Source organism: Plantactinospora sp. CA-294935 (assembly GCF_050936445.1).
In the GTDB taxonomy this organism is placed as follows: Bacteria; Actinomycetota; Actinomycetes; order Mycobacteriales; family Micromonosporaceae; genus Plantactinospora.
In genome coordinates, this window is the sequence record NZ_JBNJMU010000001.1 from 803864 (window position 1) to 822976 (window position 19113).

The 19113-nt window shown below is 71.3% G+C and carries 14 protein-coding genes, 2 tRNA genes and 1 pseudogene; 6 read left to right on the plus strand and 11 right to left on the minus strand.

Annotated features, from left to right (window positions below):
* Positions 1-16: 16 nt before the first annotated feature.
* From sigJ to ACQEVC_RS03640, 5 genes are all read right to left on the minus strand, one after another.
* A complete protein-coding gene (sigJ, locus tag ACQEVC_RS03620) occupies positions 17-973 on the minus strand; it encodes an RNA polymerase sigma factor SigJ (RefSeq protein WP_432873327.1) in 957 nt (318 codons plus the stop codon).
* A gap of 239 nt (positions 974-1212) precedes the next feature.
* A tRNA-Met gene (locus tag ACQEVC_RS03625) sits at positions 1213-1289 on the minus strand.
* A gap of 180 nt (positions 1290-1469) precedes the next feature.
* Positions 1470-1546, minus strand: a tRNA-Met gene (locus tag ACQEVC_RS03630).
* A gap of 105 nt (positions 1547-1651) precedes the next feature.
* Complete coding sequence (locus tag ACQEVC_RS03635; protein ID WP_432873330.1) at positions 1652-4672, minus strand: UPF0182 family membrane protein; 3021 nt, start codon at positions 4670-4672, stop codon at positions 1652-1654.
* A 189-nt stretch (positions 4673-4861) separates the two neighbouring features.
* A complete protein-coding gene (locus ACQEVC_RS03640; protein ID WP_432873333.1) occupies positions 4862-5881 on the minus strand; it encodes a YlbL family protein in 1020 nt (339 codons plus the stop codon).
* Positions 5882-6064: 183 nt separating this feature from the next.
* Here ACQEVC_RS03640 and ACQEVC_RS03645 point away from each other — a divergent pair, with 183 nt between their 5' ends.
* Positions 6065-7276, plus strand: coding sequence for a zinc-dependent metalloprotease (locus tag ACQEVC_RS03645; protein WP_318402805.1), 1212 nt, complete (start codon positions 6065-6067; stop codon positions 7274-7276).
* A 152-nt stretch (positions 7277-7428) separates the two neighbouring features.
* Here ACQEVC_RS03645 and ACQEVC_RS03650 read toward each other — a convergent pair whose 3' ends face one another.
* The gene (locus tag ACQEVC_RS03650; RefSeq protein WP_432873335.1) at positions 7429-8028 is read right to left on the minus strand and encodes a hypothetical protein; all 600 of its coding nucleotides are present in this window, start codon (positions 8026-8028) and stop codon (positions 7429-7431) included.
* Between the two features lie 85 nt (positions 8029-8113).
* A complete protein-coding gene (locus ACQEVC_RS03655) occupies positions 8114-8644 on the minus strand; it encodes a M48 metallopeptidase family protein (RefSeq protein ID WP_318402758.1) in 531 nt (176 codons plus the stop codon).
* 515 nt (positions 8645-9159) lie between these two features.
* On the opposite strand from ACQEVC_RS03655, the gene ACQEVC_RS03660 reads away from it, so the two are divergent.
* The 3 genes from ACQEVC_RS03660 to ACQEVC_RS03670 all read left to right on the plus strand — a co-directional run bounded on the left by ACQEVC_RS03660 (position 9160) and on the right by ACQEVC_RS03670 (position 12335).
* Positions 9160-9327, plus strand: a complete 168-nt coding sequence (locus ACQEVC_RS03660) for a DUF5679 domain-containing protein (RefSeq protein WP_165436864.1) — start codon at positions 9160-9162, stop codon at positions 9325-9327.
* A 225-nt stretch (positions 9328-9552) separates the two neighbouring features.
* Positions 9553-10674: a hypothetical protein gene (locus tag ACQEVC_RS03665; protein WP_432873339.1), complete on the plus strand. Its 1122-nt coding sequence runs from the start codon at positions 9553-9555 to the stop codon at positions 10672-10674.
* Positions 10675-10943: 269 nt separating this feature from the next.
* On the plus strand, positions 10944-12335 hold the full coding sequence (locus tag ACQEVC_RS03670) for an ABC1 kinase family protein (protein WP_432873341.1): 1392 nt from the start codon (positions 10944-10946) through the stop codon (positions 12333-12335).
* Positions 12336-12500: 165 nt separating this feature from the next.
* Here ACQEVC_RS03670 and ACQEVC_RS03675 read toward each other — a convergent pair whose 3' ends face one another.
* From ACQEVC_RS03675 to ACQEVC_RS03685, 3 genes are all read right to left on the minus strand, one after another.
* Positions 12501-12758 (minus strand): hypothetical protein, encoded by a 258-nt coding sequence (locus tag ACQEVC_RS03675; protein ID WP_432873343.1) that lies wholly within the window; start codon positions 12756-12758, stop codon positions 12501-12503.
* Between the two features lies 1 nt (position 12759).
* Entirely contained in the window at positions 12760-13125 is a 366-nt protein-coding gene (locus ACQEVC_RS03680) for a WhiB family transcriptional regulator (protein WP_101369728.1), read from the minus strand.
* Positions 13126-13695: 570 nt separating this feature from the next.
* Complete coding sequence (locus ACQEVC_RS03685) at positions 13696-15864, minus strand: ATP-dependent DNA helicase UvrD2 (protein WP_432873346.1); 2169 nt, start codon at positions 15862-15864, stop codon at positions 13696-13698.
* A gap of 137 nt (positions 15865-16001) precedes the next feature.
* On the opposite strand from ACQEVC_RS03685, the gene ACQEVC_RS03690 reads away from it, so the two are divergent.
* Positions 16002-16247, plus strand: a complete 246-nt coding sequence (locus ACQEVC_RS03690) for a mycoredoxin (RefSeq protein ID WP_318402770.1) — start codon at positions 16002-16004, stop codon at positions 16245-16247.
* 293 nt (positions 16248-16540) lie between these two features.
* On the opposite strand, the pseudogene ACQEVC_RS03695 reads toward ACQEVC_RS03690, so the two are convergent.
* Positions 16541-17722, minus strand: a pseudogene (locus tag ACQEVC_RS03695) (MFS transporter); the annotation flags it as partial.
* Between the two features lie 408 nt (positions 17723-18130).
* Here ACQEVC_RS03695 and ACQEVC_RS03700 point away from each other — a divergent pair.
* Positions 18131-19105, plus strand: a complete 975-nt coding sequence (locus tag ACQEVC_RS03700; protein WP_432873349.1) for a helix-turn-helix domain-containing protein — start codon at positions 18131-18133, stop codon at positions 19103-19105.
* Positions 19106-19113: the final 8 nt, after the last annotated feature.

Below are 19113 nucleotides of genomic sequence, written 5' to 3' on the forward strand. Positions count from 1 at the left end.
TTGCTTGTAACCTGAGTCACCAAGCGTCGAGGAGCGGCTCCCCGCGCTCGGCTACCGCCCACTGGCGAGTGACGCGCTCCAGCTTGTCCGGGTTGGCCTGGACGTGGATGGCAGCCACGCCGTCGGGGGTCACGTCCAGCGACAGGACGCCGACGACCCGGTCGCCGGCCACGACCAGCAGCGCCGGGCCGCCGTTGACGACGGCGACGTACACGGCGACGCTGCCGCCGACGATGTTCCGGAAGATGGCCCGCTGGGCATCGGTCGGCGTGAACACGGTCCGTAGGAATCGAGCGATAGCGAGCGCGCCGACGATCGGGGTGGTCCGGGCCGGGACCCGGCCGCCGCCGTCGGCCACGCTCGTCGCGTCGTCGGTCAGCAGCCTGACCAGCGGCTCGGTGTCGCCGCTGCGGGCGGCGGCGAGAAACTCCTCGGCGATCTTCCCTGCGGCGGCGGCGTCGATCTCCATGCGCGTCCGGTCGGTGCCGAGGTGTTGCTTGGCCCGCCGGTAGATCTGCTGGCAGTTCGGCTCGGAGATGTCGAGGATCTGGGCGATCTCGCCGTGCGAGTAGCCGAACGCCTCGCGCAGCACGTACACCGCGCGCTCGTTGGCCGACAGCCGCTCCATGAGGGTGAGCACCGCGATCGAGACCAACTCACGCTGCTCGGCGGTCTCGGCCGGACCGAGCATCCGATCCCCGGCGAGAACGGGCTCCGGTAGCCACTGCCCGACATACGTCTCGCGTCTGGCCCGCGCCGACGTGAGCTGGTTCAGGCACACGTTGGTGAGTACCTTCGTCAGCCACGCCTCGGGCGTTTCGATGTGTTCCCGGTCGGCCGCCTGCCAACGCAGAAAGGTGTCCTGGACCGCGTCCTCGGCGTCGGCCGCCGAGCCCAGCAGGCGGTAGGCGATCGCCTCCAGGCGGCCCCTGGAGCGCTCGAACAGATCAACCTCACGCGAGCTGAGCGTCATCGCCCAACAGTTAAGCACGCCGGCACGCCGCGTCAACGCGAACGCGGCTCCTCCGCTGATTCGCAGCGCCTGCCGTCCGCTCCGATCGGGGCACCTGCCGTCCGCTCCGATCGAGGCACCTGCCGGCGGGGCCACTCGGCCCGATCCCACCGTCGGCCACACCAGCGTCGGTGACGTTTCTGGTTGCACCCGTACGCGAAACGGCCCCTCGGATGATCTCCGAGGGGCCGTTTTTCCACTGGTAGCGGGGACAGGATTTGAACCTGCGGCCTCTGGGTTATGAGCCCAGCGAGCTACCGAGCTGCTCCACCCCGCGTCGCCGGATGAACCCTAGCCCAACTGGGGCCGAAGTCCAACTTGAAAAAACTCTCGGTCGGCGCCGCCCTCGGAAATGTCGCGATCCCCGGAGCGCCACGCGTCGGAGAGGGCAAGAAACGTTCGGAAAAGCAAGAACCCGGCCTCATAGTTGAGGACCGGGTTCCAACTGATAGTTCTGTGGTAGCGGGGACAGGATTTGAACCTGCGACCTCTGGGTTATGAGCCCAGCGAGCTACCGAGCTGCTCCACCCCGCGTCGGCTCGTTAACACTAGCGCACACCGCCCACGCCCCGCAAAACAGGGGGCGAACTACCCGGCGGCGACCATACCGCCGCCGCCGGGAAGCCGCGTACGACCTGGTCAGCCGCTCGGAGAGGCCGGCGGCGGGCTGGGCGTACCGCCGCTCGCCGCCGGGGCCGGAGACCCGCCCGGTGCCGGGTTGCCGGTCGCCGCCCGCTGGGCGGCCTGGAACTCGGTCATCGCGTCGTCGAGCGCCTTCAGCGCGCGCCCGTACCGCTCGAAGTCACCGGCGGTCTGGGCGGCCTTCACCTCGACGATCGCGGCCTGCACCTTGCTCGCGGCGGCGGCCAGTTCCGGAGTGAGCTGCGGATTGGTGTCCGCCGGTGGTGTCGTCGGGCTGGGCGTCGGGTTCGTGCCGCCGTCGGTCGGTGGTGGCGGCGGCGTCGGCGTCGTCGGGGCGGCCTTCTTGCCCTGCTCGACGAGTTGTTTGATGCCCTCTTCGAGGCTGTTCGCCAGTACGACGTACTGGCCGCCGTCGCCGTACGAGATCAGCACCCGTTGCAGCAGCGGATAGGCGTTCGTCTGGTTGCTCTTCACGTAGACCGGCTCGACGTAGAGCATGCCGTCGCCGAAGGGCAGCGAGAGCAGGTTGCCGTACTGCACCTGGGCCTGGTTCGAGGAGAGCAGGTTGAGTTCCTGCCGGATGTTGGCGTTGTTGGTCATCTTCTGGTGCACCTGGACCGGCCCGGAGACCGCAGTCTGGTCGGGCAGTTCCAGCACCTCCAACCGGGGCTGGCCGTTCAGGTACGACCCGCTGATCAGCGCGGCGAGGTTCTGCCGGCCGGCCGGGGTGACCGCCGAGGTGAGCTGGAAGCGCGGCGCCTCCTGCCCCGGCAACTGGGTGTAGAGGTAGTACGGCGGCTGCTTCTCACCGGAGTCCGGCGCGTCCGGCGCGTTCGGCACCTCCCAGAAGTCCTGCCCGGAGAAGAACTCGGACGGGTCCGTGACGTGGAACTTCGCCAGCAGGTTGCGCTGCACCTTGAACAGGTCGGCCGGGTAGCGGAAGTGTGCCGCCAGGTCGGCCGGGATCTCCGACTTCGGCTTCACCAGGTCACCGCCGAACGCCTTGTTCCAGGCCTTCAGCACCGGGTCGGTCTCGTCGTACTGGTAGAGGTTCACCGTGCCGTCGTACGCGTCGACGGTCGCCTTCACCGAGTTCCGGATGTAGTTGACGTCCTCCCGGGCGAGTTCGAAGGTGCCCAGCCCGGTCAGCTCGTCGGCGGTCTCCTGCTGGAGGTTCACCTGCTCGGCGTACGGGTAGGTGGCCGCCGTGGTGTAGCCGTCGACGATCCACTGGATCCGCCCGCCGACCACCGCCGGATAGGGGTCGCCGTCCAGGGTGAGGAACGGTGCGACCTTCTCCACCCGCTCCCGCGGGTTGCGCACGTAGAGCAGCTTGGAGTTCTCGTTGATCGCGCCGGAGAGCACGAAGTTCGGCTCCTGCTCCTTGATCGAGTAGAGCAGCCGGCGCCCGAACGAGCCGATCTCGACCCCGCCCGAGCCGGTGTACGTGTAGTACTGCTCGCCGCCGTCCCGGCCGGTCGGCCGGTCGAACTCGACCGGGTTGTTCCCCTCGGTCTGCCCGACGATCGCGTAGTCGCTGCCGTCCATCTGCTCGCCGTAGTAGATCCGCGGCTGGGTGGCCGGGATCGTCTCGGTCGACGAGGAGCACGCCTCCTCGGCGCGCTCACCGAGGAAACCGGAGACGAAGTACGGCTGGCCGCCGCAGACCACCTGGTTGGCGGGTGCACCGACCAGGCCGTAGCCGTGGGTGAAGACGGTGTGCCGGTTGATCCAGTTGCTCTGCTGGTCGGTCAGCTCCAGGTAGTTGATCTCCCGCATCCCGACGACGTAGTCCTGGGTCTCGCCGTTGACCTGGTAACGGTCGATGTCGAGCTTCGGGCCGAAGTCGTAGAAGCCGCGCACCTGCTGAAGCTGGGTGTAGGTCTCGGAGACCAGTTGCGGGTCCAGCAGCCGGATGTTCGGCACCACCGAGGTGTCGGTGGCCAGCGCCTCCGGCGGCTTCAGGTTCGCCGCGTTGTACGGCGCCATCACGGTGTTGGCGAGCCCGAACGAGTCCCGGGTGGCCGTGATGCTGCGCTCGATGTACGCGGCTTCCTTGTCCTTGACGCTCGGCTTGACCTCGAAGGTCTGCACCGCCCACGGGTAGATGCCGCCGATCGCCACCGCCGAGATGCCGAGCAGGGCCAGCGAGATACCGGGCCAGACCAGGTTCCGCATCACCGCGTTGGAAAAGATGATGATCGCGATGGCGACCACCACCGAGATGTACGCCAGGATCTCCTTGGCCGGCAGCAGCGCGTTGATGTCGGCGTAGCCGGCGCCGTACAGGTTGACGCCCTCGTTGAACTCCAGCAGCATCGCCCGCCGGTCGAGCACGTACGCCAGCGCCTTGAGCAGTACGAAGACCGCGACCAGCGTGGTCAGGTGGGCCCGGGCGGCGCTGGTCATCCGGTCGCCGACGCCCTGCAGCCGGACCCCGCCGAAGATGTAGTGCATCGCCAGCGAGCCGATCATGGCCAGCACCACGGCGGTGAAGCCGACGCCGAGCAGATAGCGCAGGAACGGGAACTGGAAGACGTAGAACCCGATATCGATCTTGAATTCCGGGTCCTCGATGCCGAAGCTCTGCGAGTTGCGGAACAGCATCCACTGACCCCAGCGGGTCTGCGCGGAGAGACCGGCGAAGAGTCCGACGATCACCCCGATCGCGACCAGCCAGGTGCCGATCCGGGGCGCCAGCACCGAGCGGTAGCGTTCCAGGGTCACCTGCTCCGGCGAATTCGGCCGGAGCACCGGCCGCAGCCGGTAGGCCAGCCACATGTTGCCACCGACCAGCAGCGCCATGGCCAGACCGATCACGACGAAGAGCAGGATCCGGGTGACCAGCACCCCGCTGAAGACCCGGGTGTACTGCACCTCGTCGAACCAGAGCCAGTCGGTCCACGCCTGCACGCCCCAGCCCAGCAGGGTGAGGAGCAGGAACACCCCGAGGAGTACGCCGACCGTGACGCGACCGCGTCGACTCATTCTTGGTAGGGGGCTGCTACGCATGACCACTGTTGGCTCCGCACCTTCGGCAATGACCGGCTCTGATCAGAGCACCTAGACTACGGGGTATTCCTGAGTCCGATCGGTCCCCCGTCGGGGCAGCCGAAAACGACCGGTCAATCGGGCGGGACACGTGGCCACCGGAGCGCAGTCACATCGGCGCCGGAGAGTAGCCCGACACTGACGCTGCGCGACAATTCAGCACTTCGGCGGCTCGCCTCCGGCGCTGATCGTCGCCAGTGCGCTCAGCGCCTCGTCGAGGGTCCCGACCCGGGCCATCGGCAGCCCCGACTGGGCGTTGCGGACGGCCTCCTCGCAGTTGTCGGCCGGTACGAGGAAATACTTGGCGCCCGCGTTCTTCGCGCCGACCAGTTTCTGCGGGATACCGCCGATCGGGCCGACCTCACCCAGGTCGTTGATGGTGCCGGTGCCAGCGATGATCTTTCCGCCGGTCAGGTCCTCCTCGGTCCGGATCTTGTCGATGATGCCGAGCGCAAACATCAGCCCGGCACTCGGCCCGCCGATGTCGCCGAGATCGATCTTCAACTCGAACGGGTGCGGCTGCCGCTGCTCGATCTCGACGCCGATCCGCGGCGGGTTGTTGTCGGTGGCGGCGCTGACGATGGTCGCGGTGGCCGGCTTGCCGTCCCGGGTGTAGCCGATCTTCAGCGACGAGCCGGCCGGGCGGGCCCGGATCAGGTCGGTGAGGCTGCTCGCCACCACCACCGGCTTGTCGTCGACCGAGGTGACCACGTCACCCACCTTGAGGATGCCCTCCGACGGGGCACCCGCGGTGACGGCCTTGACCACGACCTCCACCGGATAGCCGAGTTCGCGCAGCGCCGCGGTCTCGGCACTGGTCTGCGAGGCGGCGAAGTCCTCCGCGTTGCGCTCCTCCACCTGCTGCTGGGTCTGCCCCGGCGGGTAGATCAACTCGTACGGCACCACGGCCTCGTCCGAGGAGAACCAGCCGGCGATCGCGGAGAGCAGCTTGACGTCGGGCTGCACGCCGACCGTGGTCAGCCGGAGTTGTCCGGCCGACGCCGAGGTCTCCCGGCCGGAAACCTGGATCACCTCTTTGTCGTTCTGCCGGCCCAGCGTGTCCACCGTCGGCCCCGGACCGAGCACGACGTACGGGATCGGGGCGGCGAGCACGCCGACACTGAGCAGGGCGGTGATCACCGCGCCGAGCAGAACCGTGACACCGCGACGTCTCATGGCCGCCAAGCGTACCCAGAAGGCACCCCCGGGCCGGTCAGTGAACCCCGAGGTTCGCCCTCGGCGTGACACCTGGGCGGGCGGCGCAACCCCCGGCGCGCGTACCGTGGACGGGTGCCTGATATTCCGTTCGGCTTCGCCCTGCCGGGTGGCCAGCCGCCCGACCCCAACGACCCGCAGCAGATGCAGCAGTTCATGGCGCAGCTGCAGCAGTTGCTCGCCGCGCCGGGCAGCGGCCCGGTCAACTGGGACCTGGCCCGCCAGGTCGCGGCCAGCCAGCTCTCCTCGGCCGGCGACCCGGCCGTGACGCCGTACGAGCGCAACGCCGTCGAGGAGGCGCTCCGGCTCGCCGACCTGTGGCTCGATCCGACCTCGGCACACCCCTCCGGGATCCGCAGCTCGGTCGCGTGGAACCGGAACGAGTGGATCTACAAGACGCTGGACGTCTGGAAGAAGCTCTGCGACCCGGTGGCCGGGCGGATGGTGGCCGCGATGGGCGACCTGGTGCCGCCGGAGGCCCGGTCGCAGCTCGGCCCGATGCAGTCGATGCTGACCACGCTGGGCGGGGCGCTCTTCGGCGGCCAGCTCGGGCAGGCGCTCGGCTCGCTCGCCGCCGAGGTGCTCTCGGCCGGCGACATCGGCCTGCCGCTCGGCCCGGCCGGAACGGCCGCGCTGCTGCCGGCCAACATCCGGGCGTACGGCGAGGGCCTCGAACTCCCCGAGGACGAGGTACGCCTCTACGTCGCCCTGCGCGAGGCCGCCCACCAACGGCTCTTCCAGCACGTACCGTGGCTGCGCGGCCACGTCCTGACCACCGTCGAGATGTACGCCACCGGCATCACGGTGAACCGGGAGGCGATCGAGGAGGCGATGGGCCGGCTCGACCCGATGAACCCGGAGTCGGTGCAGGCGCTCTCCGTGGAGGGCATCTTCACCCCGGAGGACACTCCGGCGCAGAAGGCCTCGCTGGCCCGGCTGGAAACCACGCTCGCCCTGGTCGAGGGCTGGGTGTGCCACGTCGTCGACACCGCCGCCGCCGAGCGGCTGCCGAACGTGAACCGGCTCGCCGAGGCGTTCCGTCGGCGCCGGGCCGCCGGTGGCCCGGCCGAGCAGACCTTCGCCGCGCTGGTCGGGTTGGAGCTGCGACCCCGCCGGCTGCGCGAGGCCGCCGCGCTCTGGGCGGCGCTCAGCGAGCACCGGGGCATCGCCGGCCGGGACGCGCTCTGGGGGCACCCGGACCTGCTCCCCGCCGAGGAGGACTTCGCCGACCCGGACGCCTTCGCCCGGTCCCAACTCGACCTCGGCGACCTGGACGACTTCGACTTCGGCACGCCGGAATCCGAGGGCGACTCCGGTGACTCCGATCCGGGCTCGGAGCGGCGCGACCCGGAGTGACCGACGCCGGCGGGCGTGCGGAGTGGCTGGCCGACGCGCCCTCGGGACGTGAGACGTAGCTGGCTCACGCCACCCTCCTCAACGTGAGGAGTGGCCGACTCACCCCGCCCTCGGGACGTGCGGAGTGGCTGACCCACGCCTTCCGGGGTCGGTCAGCCGCCGAGCAGCACCCGGGTGGTGTCCCAGCCCTCGACCGCGGGATCGAGGGTCGCGAGGTCGGCCGCGGTGCGGAGCCGGCGCCAGCCCGGGGCCACCGCCACCTCGGCCGGTCGCGGCGCGGCGGCGCGCACCTGCTCGACCTCGGCGGTGTCCAGGTCCAGCTCCGGCAGCCAGTCCGGCGCGGGTAGCCGGGCCGCCAGGCCGAGCAGCCCGGGCCCGGGATTCGTCGCCGGGGCGACCGCGACGGGACGGCTGGTCAGCGGGCGGAGCAGTTTGCCGAGGATCAGGCCGGGCACGTCGGGCGCGTCTGCGACCAGCACGGCGGCCTGGTCGTAGCCGTCCCGGGCCGCCGCCCCCAGCGCGGCACCGACCCGGTTGGCCGGCAGGTCGTACACCGGCATGCCGGGCCAGGCGACGGCCTCGGCCAGCGGGCGGTCGGGCGCGGTGGCGGCGATCGCCGGCTCCACCTCGGCCAGGGTGGCGACCAGGTCGACCACGTCCTCGGCGAGTGCGGCCCGCCAGCGGGCCGGATCGGTCCCGGGCGGCGCCCAGGCGACGGGGCCGAGCATCACCACGATCAGACGGCGGGTCACCCGCCGACCTTACCGATCTGCCGGCCCGGCGTCCCCGCGCGGCCGCACCGCCCGTCCGGGCCGGTTCAGCCGCACCGGTACGGGCTCAGTCCGGCAGGACGATCCCGGCGGTCGCCGCGACGCCCTCCAGGTAGCCCCGGGCCCGTTCCGTCTTCGGATAGCGCCCGACCAGTTCCCAGAACCGCGCGTTGTGACTCGGCACGACGAGGTGGGCCAGCTCGTGCAGCAGCACGTAGTCGATCACCCAGTCCGGCATCTCCTGGATCCGGTGCGAGATCCGGATCGTCCGGTCGGCCGGGGTGCAGGAGCCCCACCGGCCGTTCTGGTTCGTCACCCACCGGACGCTGGCCGGTACCGCCATCCGGCCGTGCTCGCTCAGGTAGCGGTCGATCAACCGGCGGGACCGGAGCAGCAACTCCTCGTCGGAACGTCCGAGCCGCTCCTCCCGGGCCGCGAGCCGGGCGAGCATCCGGTCCACCCACTCGGTCTCCTCGGCACGGGAGAACTGGTCGGGGATCAGCACCACGACCCGCTCGCCGTCCCGGTAGGCGGACACCGTCCGGCGCCGACGCTGACTGCGCCGTACCTCGACGACCGGCTTCCGCAACCCCGCCATTAGCGGCCCGCGCAGCCCCGGGTTTCGTTCACGATGGAAAACTAATGCGTACTGACCAGGTCACCGCAAGAGTCAACCCGCAGATAGCCGCCGGAAAAATACCGGTTAGCGGTGACCCGTCCGGAAAAAATTCATTGCGGTGATCGTCTACGTACCCATGATCAGCCGGTTCCGGGCCCCGCGGGGGCGTACGGTCGAGCGCCGGAGGCAACGGTAAACGATCATCCCCCGGTCCCGCCAGGCACCCCCCGATCAGCGATCTGACGCGGTTCATCCGGCGTGTCCCTGCGAAACTGACTTATCCGACCTATTCCGGCATGCACACTCTGGGCGTCGGCTTCCTCACAGTGTCGACAGATCGCTGACATGGAACTGCCCAGAACTGGGTAGGGTCCGCGGACCGGCGGTCACATCGGTGACCGCGGAGAAACCCCAGCGCTGGCGCCTACGTGGCCGCCCGCCGCCGGGCGCACGTCAGGCTCGCGAGAGCCGGCGGATGAGACGAGGAGGGCACCGTGGCCGAGAAGGCCCAGACCTACAACGGGTACTGCGTGAAGTGCAAGGAAAAGCGTGACTTCGAGGGCAACGTCGAGGTTTCCAAGACGGGCATGAACATGGCCAAGGGCAAGTGCCCGGTCTGTGGCACGACCGTCAACCGGATCCTCGGCAAGGCCAAGGTCTGATCATCGAGAAGTACGCGGAACTGCGGGAAGGGGTGGCCTGGCGCCACCCCTTCCCGCTTTCACTGTCGCGCTGCGGACACCCGCTGTGATGTCCGCGCGGCGACAGAAGTTACCCATGGGTTGTGGATAACACCCCAGATCCTGTGGATAGGGCAGTGCACAGCGTCCACCCGCTGTGGACAACCGCCGCCTTCCCGCACCCGGGCGGTGACAGCGTGTTGCCCCATGACCAGAACCGTGCTGCCCCGCCCCACCCTGCTGCCCGGCCTCGCCCGACTCTGGCGTGACCGGCACACCCTGCAACTCGGCCTCGACCCCCGTCGCGCGGTCCTGCTCGAGGTCGCCAATCCGGCCGCCGCCCGGCTGCTCGACCTGCTCGACGGCAGCCGCAGCGAGCGGGCCGTCCTGGACCACGCCGTCACGATCGACGTGTCCCGCGACGACGCCCGTACCCTGATCGACACCCTGCGCGCCGCCGGCCTGGTGGTCGCCGCACACACCCTGCTCCCCACCGACCTGCCCGAGCCGGCCCGGCAGCGACTCTCCGCCGAGGCGGCGGCGCTCGCCCTGCACGGCCGGGACTCACCCGGCACCCCCGCCCAACTGCTCCGGCGGCGGGCCGCGGCCCGGATCGTGGTGACCGGTCAGGGCCGGCTCGCCGCCCCGGTGGCGGTGACCCTGGCCCAGGCCGGCGTCGGACAGGTGCACCCGGACCTGCGGGGCCGGGTCCGGCCGGCGGACACCACCGGCAGCGGGCTGCTGGCCACCGACGTACGCCGGCCGAGCGCCGCCGCCGTCGCGGACGCGATCGCCCGGGCCGCACCCGGCACCGCGACCCGACCCGTCCGGCGCGGTCGTGCCGACCTGGTGGTCCAGGTCGGGGCGGACCGCCCCGCCGGACTGCTCGCCGCCGGCTACGCCCAGCACCGGCAGGCGCACCTGCTGCTGACCATGCGCGACGGCGTCCCGGTCGTCGGCCCACTGGTCCGGGCCGCCGGATCACCCTGCCTGAACTGCGTCGACCTGCACCGGCAGGACCGCGACCCGGGCTGGCCCGGCCTCGCCGCCCAGTTGGCCGGCGGTGACGGCCAAGAGCCCTGCCTGACCGCGACCCTGGTCACGGCGGCCGGCTACGCGGTCGGCGAGGTGCTCACCTTCCTCGACGGCGGTACCCCGGAGACGGTCGGCGGGGCGGTCGAGGTGACCGGTGCCGGTCGGCTGCGCCGCCGCACCTGGCCACCGCACCCGGGATGTGGCTGCACCGTGCGACGGCGCGGAACGCCGCCCCGCCGCGCCCCACGTGCGCCGGAAACCCCACCCGGACCCCCGGACCAGGGTCCCGGCTGACCCCCTTTCCACCCGAACCATGCGGCGTTGTGCGCCGTCGCGGAGACCGGCGGCTCCGGGACCGGCCGAACTGCCCAGCCGGGCGGAACTGCACCGGGTCGCACGAACCGGACCAGCGCGACGGCCGCGCCCAGTCGGGTAGGACGGGGGACGGTGGGGCGGATTCCGCCGCCCGGATCAGGCGGTGGCCGGTCGACGACGACCAGGACGTGGCCTGAGCCACCCGCTGACGGCGGACCGGATCTCGTCGAGTCGGTAACAATGATCTGGTGACCGACATCCCGCGCCGCGCCGTCTCCCGGACCGCCAAGCTCGCCGCTCTGCCGCTCGGCTTCGCTGGCCGGACCGTCCTCGGCGTGGGCAAGCGGGTCACCGGCCTCGCCTCCGAGGTGATCTCCAACGAGATCCAGCAACGCACCGCCGAGCAGCTCTTCAGCGTGTTGGGCCAGCTCAAGGGCGGGGCGATGAAGTTCGGACAGGCCCTGTCCGTGTTCGAGGCGGCCCTGCCCGAGGAGATCGCGGCGCCGTACCGGCAGGCGTTGACCAAGCTCCAGGAGGCGGCCCCGCCGCTGCCTGCGGCCAGCGTGCACAAGGTGCTCGCCGAGCAGCTCGGGCCGGACTGGCGGTCGCTGTTCGTGGAGTTCGACGACAAACCCGCCGCCGCCGCCAGCATCGGCCAGGTGCACCGGGCGATCTGGAAGGTCGAGGGCGGCGGTACGCCGGCCGTCCGGCGGCGCGGCGCGAAGACGGCGGCCAAGACGGGTACGCCGACCCCGGCCGGTCGCCCGGTCGCGGTCAAGGTGCAGTACCCGGGCGCCGGGCCGGCGCTGCTCTCCGACCTGAAGCAGCTCTCCCGGCTCGGTGCCATGTTCCGGGCGATCCAGCCCGGCCTGGACATCAAACCGCTGCTCAGCGAGTTGCGCGAGCGGATCAGCGAGGAGCTGGACTACGAGCTCGAGGCGGAGTCGCAGCGGATCTTCGCCGCCGCGTACGCCGACGATCCGGAGATCTTCGTCCCCGGCGTGGTCGCGGCCGCGCCCCGGGTGCTGGTCACGGACTGGGTCGAGGGCACCCCGATGTCAGCGATCATCGATTCGGGATCCGAGGCCGACCGGGACCAGGCCGGCCGGCTGATGGCCACCCTGCACTTCTCGGCACCGATGCGCGCCGGGCTGTTGCACGCCGACCCGCACCCCGGCAACTTCCGGCTGCTGCCCGACGGGCGGCTCGGCGTGATCGACTTCGGCGCGGTGGCCCGGCTGCCGGGCGGGCACCCGGAGCCGATCGGCCGGCTGGTCCGGTTGGCCCTGGCCGGTGATGCCGAGGCGGTGGTGGCCGGGCTGCGCGAGGAGGGCTTCATCCGGCTCGACTCCCCGATCGACGCCCAGGCGGTACTCGACTTCCTGATGCCGATCCTGCAACCGCTCTCGGTGGAGGAGTTCCGGTTCACCCGGGCGTGGCTGCGGGTCGAGGCGGCCCGGCTGGCCAATCCGCGTTCCCCGGCGTACCAGCTCTCGCGGCAGCTCAACCTGCCGCCGTCGTACCTGCTGATCCACCGGGTGACCCTCGGTTCGATCGGGGTGCTCTGCCAACTGGAGGCGAAGGCGCCCTACCGGGGGATCGTGGAGCGCTGGCTGCCCGGGTTCGCCCCGGTGGCCTGACCGCGCCTAACCCGCCGACGACCGTCACCCGGTAGGTCGCACGCAGCGGGCAGCCGCACAACGACGCCGGGCCCGGTCGCGGCGGAGGGCGTACCCCCGCCGGGACCGGGCCCGGCTGTGCAGACGTCAGATTCGGTTAGCTACCGACGGCCTCGGGCCGACGGCTCACAGGATGCCCAGCTCGCGGGCGGCCCGGCGACGGGCCTCCAGCGCGATGGTGCGGGCGGATCGGGTTGCCTCAGTGCTCGTGGTGCTGCGACCGGCCTGAGGCAGGCGCATTCGAGCCCGTGACAACGCTTCGTGGATGAGATGCATCTTGGTGGCTCCGTCTCGGATGGGCATGGCAGTGATGGTCTTCGACACCGCGGCCATCGCGGTGTTCGGCGCCGATACCAGACCGGCGTTCGTACGGATCGGGTTCATGTCAGGCCGCCAACCGGACCGCACTGCGCGACTCGGCAAGGCCACTGGCCGCCAGCCGCGCCTGGGCCTCGACCCGCAGCGCCGCGTCACGGGCGACGTCCTCCTTGCGCGGGCGACCACGGGGCCGCTTGCGCGGAACGACCGCGCCACGCTCGAAGATCTCGCCGCCCCAGACGCCCCACGGCTCCTCCCGCTCCACCGCACCGGCGAGGCACTCGACGCGCAGCGGGCAGTCCCCGCAGAGCGACTTGGCCAGCTCCAGCTCGGCAGGCGAGTCGGCGAACCACAGGTCGGGGTCGAACTTCCGGCAGGGCAGGTTCGCCTCCAGCTCGACGTTCGCGTCGAGGGGGGCCAACGCCAGACTCATCGCCCGGTCACCTCTCTCTCGTTTCGATCTCGTAGATCGCTGTTCCGACTTACTTTCGGCAGTGCGGAAATGACTAAGGCCGCGGATCCCGGTGTACGGGGTCCGCGGCCTCGAGGTGAGCCGGCTGGTCTGTGTTAGACCGGTCTCCCTCGAGGTGGAACCCCGCTGACATCCATCCGCTTGACGCCGACGCGGATGCCATTGCCCGTGAATCCATTGGTCCCCTGGCGCTGCGCGGACGCGGGGGCCTGAACCAGCTCGGCCTGGGTCAGGACCTGGTGCGCCTGCGAGTGCCGGAGGAGTTCAGTGATCAGCATGCAGCCGACCTCTGACACCGGAGCTGGGGCAGCAGGCAGCGCCCACGGTCGCTGGGTGACATAGGTCGTCCCCATCGGGGCCACCTCCTGACTCTCGCTCGTCGCCAACATCGGACTCATCCCCCTCTTGAGCAGCCAGAAAGCCGCCGCTCGCGAGGTGTGCCATGAGGCTATTCCTCCTCCGGGCACGAGGGCAAACGAATTACGGCGAGATCTCGCAACTTTCTTCCGACACCCGCCGACGGCGCTCGACTCAGCCCGGCGCCGGCTCGGTCGGCTCCTCCGTCAGCAGCACGTCGTCGACCCGGACGCCGTCGATCAGGGCCAGCGCGGCGTCGCCGTACAGGGCGACCTTGCGGGGGCCGATCCCGGCGATGGCCAGCAGTTCCGCCGGACGGCCGGGACGGCGTTCGGCCAGCGCGAGCAGGGTGGCGTCGGTGAAGACGACGTACGCGGGGACCTTCTGCGCCCCGGCGACCCGGGCCCGCCAGTCGCGCAGCCGGTCGAGCAGCTCCTCGTCCAGATCGGACGGGCAGGTGGCGCAGCGGCCGAGTTTGCGGTCCGCGCCGGCCAGCAGGGTCGCCCCGCAGACCCGGCAGGAGACGACCTGGGTACGCCGACGGTCGGGTTTCCGACTGCCGCCGGGCGCCTCGACGGTGCGTCCACCGCCGGAACGGTCGAACTGGGGCAGAAACCGGCACGGCCGCCGGGCCCGGCCGCCGGGCGAGCGCGCCGAGGCGTACGACAGCCAGAGCCACTCGCGGGCCCGGGTCACCCCGACGTAGAGCAGCCGGCGCTCCTCCTCCACCTGTTCGACGGTCTTGGCGTAGCTGGTCGGCAGCGTGCCGTCGGAGAGCCCGACCAGGAAGACCGCGTCCCACTCCAGCCCCTTCGCCGAGTGCAGGGACGCCAGCGTCACACCCTCGACCGTCGGCACGTGCTGCGCGGCGGCCCGCCGGGACAGCTCGGCGCAGAAATCCGCCAGCGTCACCGGCCGCTCGACCGAGGCAGCCTCGCCGATCGGCAGGAGCGCCGGGGTCGCCGCGTACTCCTCGGCGAGCTGCACCAGGGCGGCCACCGCCTCCCAGCTCTCCCGGGCCGAGCCACCCGGTGGGGGCTGGTCGGGCGCCCAACCGACCGCGGAGAGCGCCTCGACCACGGCCGGGACCAGCGGCATGTCCCCGGGCGTCGACCGGGTCGCGGCGCGGAGCGCGACCAGCGCCTGCCGGATCTCGGCCCGCTCGAAGAAGCGTTCGGCGCCCTGCACCTGGTACGGCACCTCCGCCTCGGCGAGCGCCTTCTCGTACGCCTCGGACTGCGCGTTGGTGCGGAACAGCACGGCAATCTCCCGGGCCGGCGTACCGGCGGCAATCAGGTCACGGCAGCGCACCGCCACCGCTGCCGCCTCGGCCGGCTCGTCCGGGAAGATCCGCAGGTCCGGCTCGGCGCCCGGCGGTCGCTGCCCGACCAGTTCCAGCCGCAGCCGCGCCTCGGCTCCCCGGGCCTGCTTGATCACCGCGTTGGCCAGCCCGACCACCTGCGGGGTCGAGCGGTAGTCCCGGACCAGCCGGACCACCACCGCGTCCCGGCGCTGCCGGGGAAAGTCGATCAGGTACGCCGAGGTGGCACCGGTGAACGAGTAGATCGTCTGGCTGGCGTCGCCGACCACGGTCAGGTCGTCCCGGCCGCCCAGCCAGGCGTCGAGCAGGCGCTGCTGGAGCGGGTTGACGTCCTGGTACTCGTCGACGACGAAGTGCCGGTATTGCGCCCGGATCTGCTCGGCGACGTCCGGGTGCTCCTCGATCCCCCACACCGCCGCCCGGAGCATGTCCTCGAAGTCGATCACACCGTTGGCGCGTTTCACCTTCTCGTAGCCGGCGTAGACCTCGGCCACCTTTGCCGGGTCGTGTGGCGTCTCGCGCAGCGCCTTGGCCGCCGCCACCACGTACTCCCCCGGCTCGACCAGGGACGACTTGGCCCACTCGATCTCGCCGGCCAGGTCCCGCGCGGCGGCCCGGTCGGTGCGCAGCCCGGCCCGGGCGGCGGCCAGGGTGACCAGCCGGACCTTGCTGTCCAGCAGCTCGGGCATCTCCCGCCCGGCGAGCAGCCGGGACGCGAAGTACCGCACCTGACGCAGCGCGGCACCGTGGAACGTCCGGGCCTGCACCCCCGGTACCCCGAGCGCGCCGAGCCGGGCCCGCAGCTCGGCGGCGGCCCGGGCGGTGAAGGTGACCGCGAGTACGTGCCGGGCGGCGACCTCCCCGGCCGTCACCCGGTACGCGATCCGGTGCGTGATCGCTCGGGTCTTGCCGGTGCCGGCGCCGGCCAGGATGCAGACCGGCCCGGCCGGAGCGGTCACCGCGGTGCGCTGTTCCGGGTCGAGTCCGGCCAGGATCCGTTCCACGCGAGAGTCAGCCGCCACAGGTAGGAATCATGGCAGCCCCTCCCGACGTTGCACCTTTAGCCTGTGTGATCGACAACCCGTCCGATCCGACGTCCGACCGGGCCGAACCGGCCGGGCCTGGCTGGGAACGATTGAGCACCGCGGAGGTCTCGACGATGTTGACGATGTATTCCACGTCCTGGTGCGGCTACTGCCACCGGCTCAAGTCACAGCTTGACCGGGAGGGCATCGGCTACACGGTGGTGGACATCGAGCAGGATCTGGCGGCCGCGGAGTTCGTGATGAGCGTCAACGGCGGCAACCAGACCGTGCCGACGGTGCGCTTCGACGACGGTTCGGCGCTGACCAACCCGTCGATCGTCGACGTCAAGAAGCACCTGGCCGCGCTCGCCGGAAGCTGACCCGGTCGGCGGTGGGCCCGGCGCGGCCCACCGCCGCCCGCGCGTCGCTCAGCGGGGCTCAGCGGGGCTCAGCGGGGCCGGCATCCCGGGGCCGGCGACGCCGCCGAGGACCGGCCGGCAACCGGCGGTACCGGCTCGGCCGGCGGTACCGGCGGCGTGACCCGGTCGGCGGTCACACCGTCGCCGATCGAAGTCACGGCGGGCACACCCGAGACGGGTGGAACGTCGGGCAGGATCACATCGGGCGCCGGCACGCCCCCGGGCACGCCGGGTCGGGCCGCCGTACCGGTGGCGGGCGGCGCGGAGAGTCCCCGACCCGCCCAGAGGTATCCGGCCGCAATCGTCATCACCACCGCGATCACCACGAAGAGCAGCCGGTAGTCGACGAAGCCGACCAGCAGTGCGCCGGTACCGATCGAGATCGCCTGCGGGCCGCTGATCAGCGCCTCCGAGGCGGCGGCGACCCGGCCGAGCAGCGGTCCCGGGGTGCGGCGCTGGATCAGCGTGTTCAACCCGACGAACGCGATCGGCAGGCCGAAGCCGAGCAGCACCAGGGCGACGAAGGCCAGCCAGATCGTCGGGTACGCCAGCAGCAGCGCGCCGGGCGCGAAGAGCGCCACCCCGACGGCCAGCGCGGCCAGCTCGCCGAACCGGCGTACCACGGCCGGGGAGGAGAGTCCGCCGAGCACCCCGCCGATGCCCTGCACCGTGACCAGCACCCCCACGAAGCCCGGTTCCCGGCCCAGCCCCTGGTCCACGTACGCGAAGATCAGCGACTCGCTGAACCCCATCACCAGTACGGCCAGCGCGGCGCCGACGACCGCCCGACGCAACGCCGGCTCGCCGAGCATGTGTCGCAGTCCCGCACCGACCTCGGTCACCCAGCGGAGTTGGGCCGGGCCGGGCCTCCGCTCGGCGATCCGCAGCGCGGAGACCGCGCAGGCGGCGGCGACGAAACCGATCATGCCGACCGTCGGCAGGGTCCAGCCGCCCGCCCCGGTGTAGAGGGCCGCCCCGGCCAGCGGGCCGACCAGCCGGAGGCCCTGCTTGACGGTCTGCAACACGCCGTTCGCCTGGGCCATCAGCTCCTCGGGCACGATCTGTTTGATCAGCCCGTTCAGCGTCGCGCCGAGGGCGACGTAGGAGAGCCCGTACAGGGCGCCCACCACGTAGATGACCCAGACGTCGGTGCGGTCCCGGACCAGGAACAGCGGGGTGAGTACCACTGCGGTGGCGAGGTTGGCGACCAGGAAGAACGGGCGTCGCCGGAACCGGTCGACCACCCAGCCGACGATCGGGGCCAGGGCCATCGGCGCGACCATGGCGAAGATGGTGGCGCCGGCCATGCCGTCCGAACCGGTCAGGTCCTTCACCCAGACGGCCAGCGCCAGAAGCATGATCGACTCTGCCGTCATGCTGAACACGAGCCCGGCGAAGAGCAGCCGGAAGTCGGGGCGACGCAGGATGGTTCGCATGCGAGGGGTCCCTTTCGAGGTGGCGGCGAGCCGCTCGGGGACCGCGGACACCCGGAGGTCAACGTGATCATCGCCGCCGGGTGGATCGCGGACGCCGGGTCGCCCGCGGCGGCTGCTCGCCGTACTGGTGGGGGGCGGGTTCTCTCCGGTGGCGTACGGCGTGGTCGTCGTGGTGGGAAATTCGTCGCAGTCGATGGTGGTGGGGGCGGCCGGTCGCGCGCGGGGCTCGATCGGCTATCCGACGGCAGGGCCGGAGGTGTCCCGGAAAGCCCTCTCCATTTAGACACGCCGTTACCATCCGACGGCATGCCGTGAAGAACGAGCGGCATACTGGACCGCCGGGGGCGTGACCTGGACGGTCCGCACCTGCCCGGCGACGGGCTCGAAGCGATCGAGAGCGAGGATCCAGTGCCTCCTGCTCAACCCAGCCCGATCCTGCGGCGGCGCAGGCTCGGCACGGAACTGCGCAAGCTGCGGGAGTCCGCCAAGCTCACCGGCGACCAGGTCATCGAGGCGGTGGGCTGGGCGTCGGCGTCCAAACTGTCCCGGCTGGAGAACGGCCGCAGCCGGCCCGACCTGCGCGATGTCCTCGACCTGCTGGACCTCTACAAGGTCACCGGGCCGTTGCGGGACGAGCTGACCGCGATCACCAACGAGGCCGGCGACATCCGGGGCTGGCTGCGCTCGTACGCGACGATGACGCCGCGGCAGCGCGGTTACGCCGAACTGGAGGCCGGCTGCGCGGAGATCCGCGAGTACAGCCCGGTGATCGTGCCGGGTCTGTTGCAGACCAAGGCGTACGTCAACCTGCGGATCCTCTCCTCGCGGCAGTTCGTGGACGACCCCGACACCGACGACACCGAGGACGCCGAGACCGAGGTGGCGGCCCGGATGGCCCGGCAGTCGCTGCTCACCCGCGAGGTCGAGCCGCCCCGCTATTCGGCGGTGATCGAGGAGGCCGCGCTCGGCGGTCGGGCCGGTCCGCGCGAGGTGCTACGCGCCCAACTGATCCAGTTGCGCAAGCTCGCCGGGCTGTCCAACGTGACGCTCCAGGTGCTGCTCACCGAGCAGACCATCGCGGACTGGTACCTGCCGCACACCGGGTTCTCGCTATACCGCTTCGCCGAGCCGCAGGATCCGGAGACCCTGGCGATCGAGGGGCTGGCCACCAACCTGATGGTGACCGACCCCAAGGAGATCGCCACCTATTCGATGGTCTTCGAGTGGCTCCAGGACGCGGCCCTCAGTCCGGACGAGACGATCACCTGGTTGACCGACATGGCGGGGCAGCGCTCGTCGGCCCCCCGGAAGCCGGCCAGCCGCGACCCGGGGATGCCGCCGACCCAGCGCAGTCGCCGCTCCGGCCGGCTGACCGAACAGTAGTCCCGGCC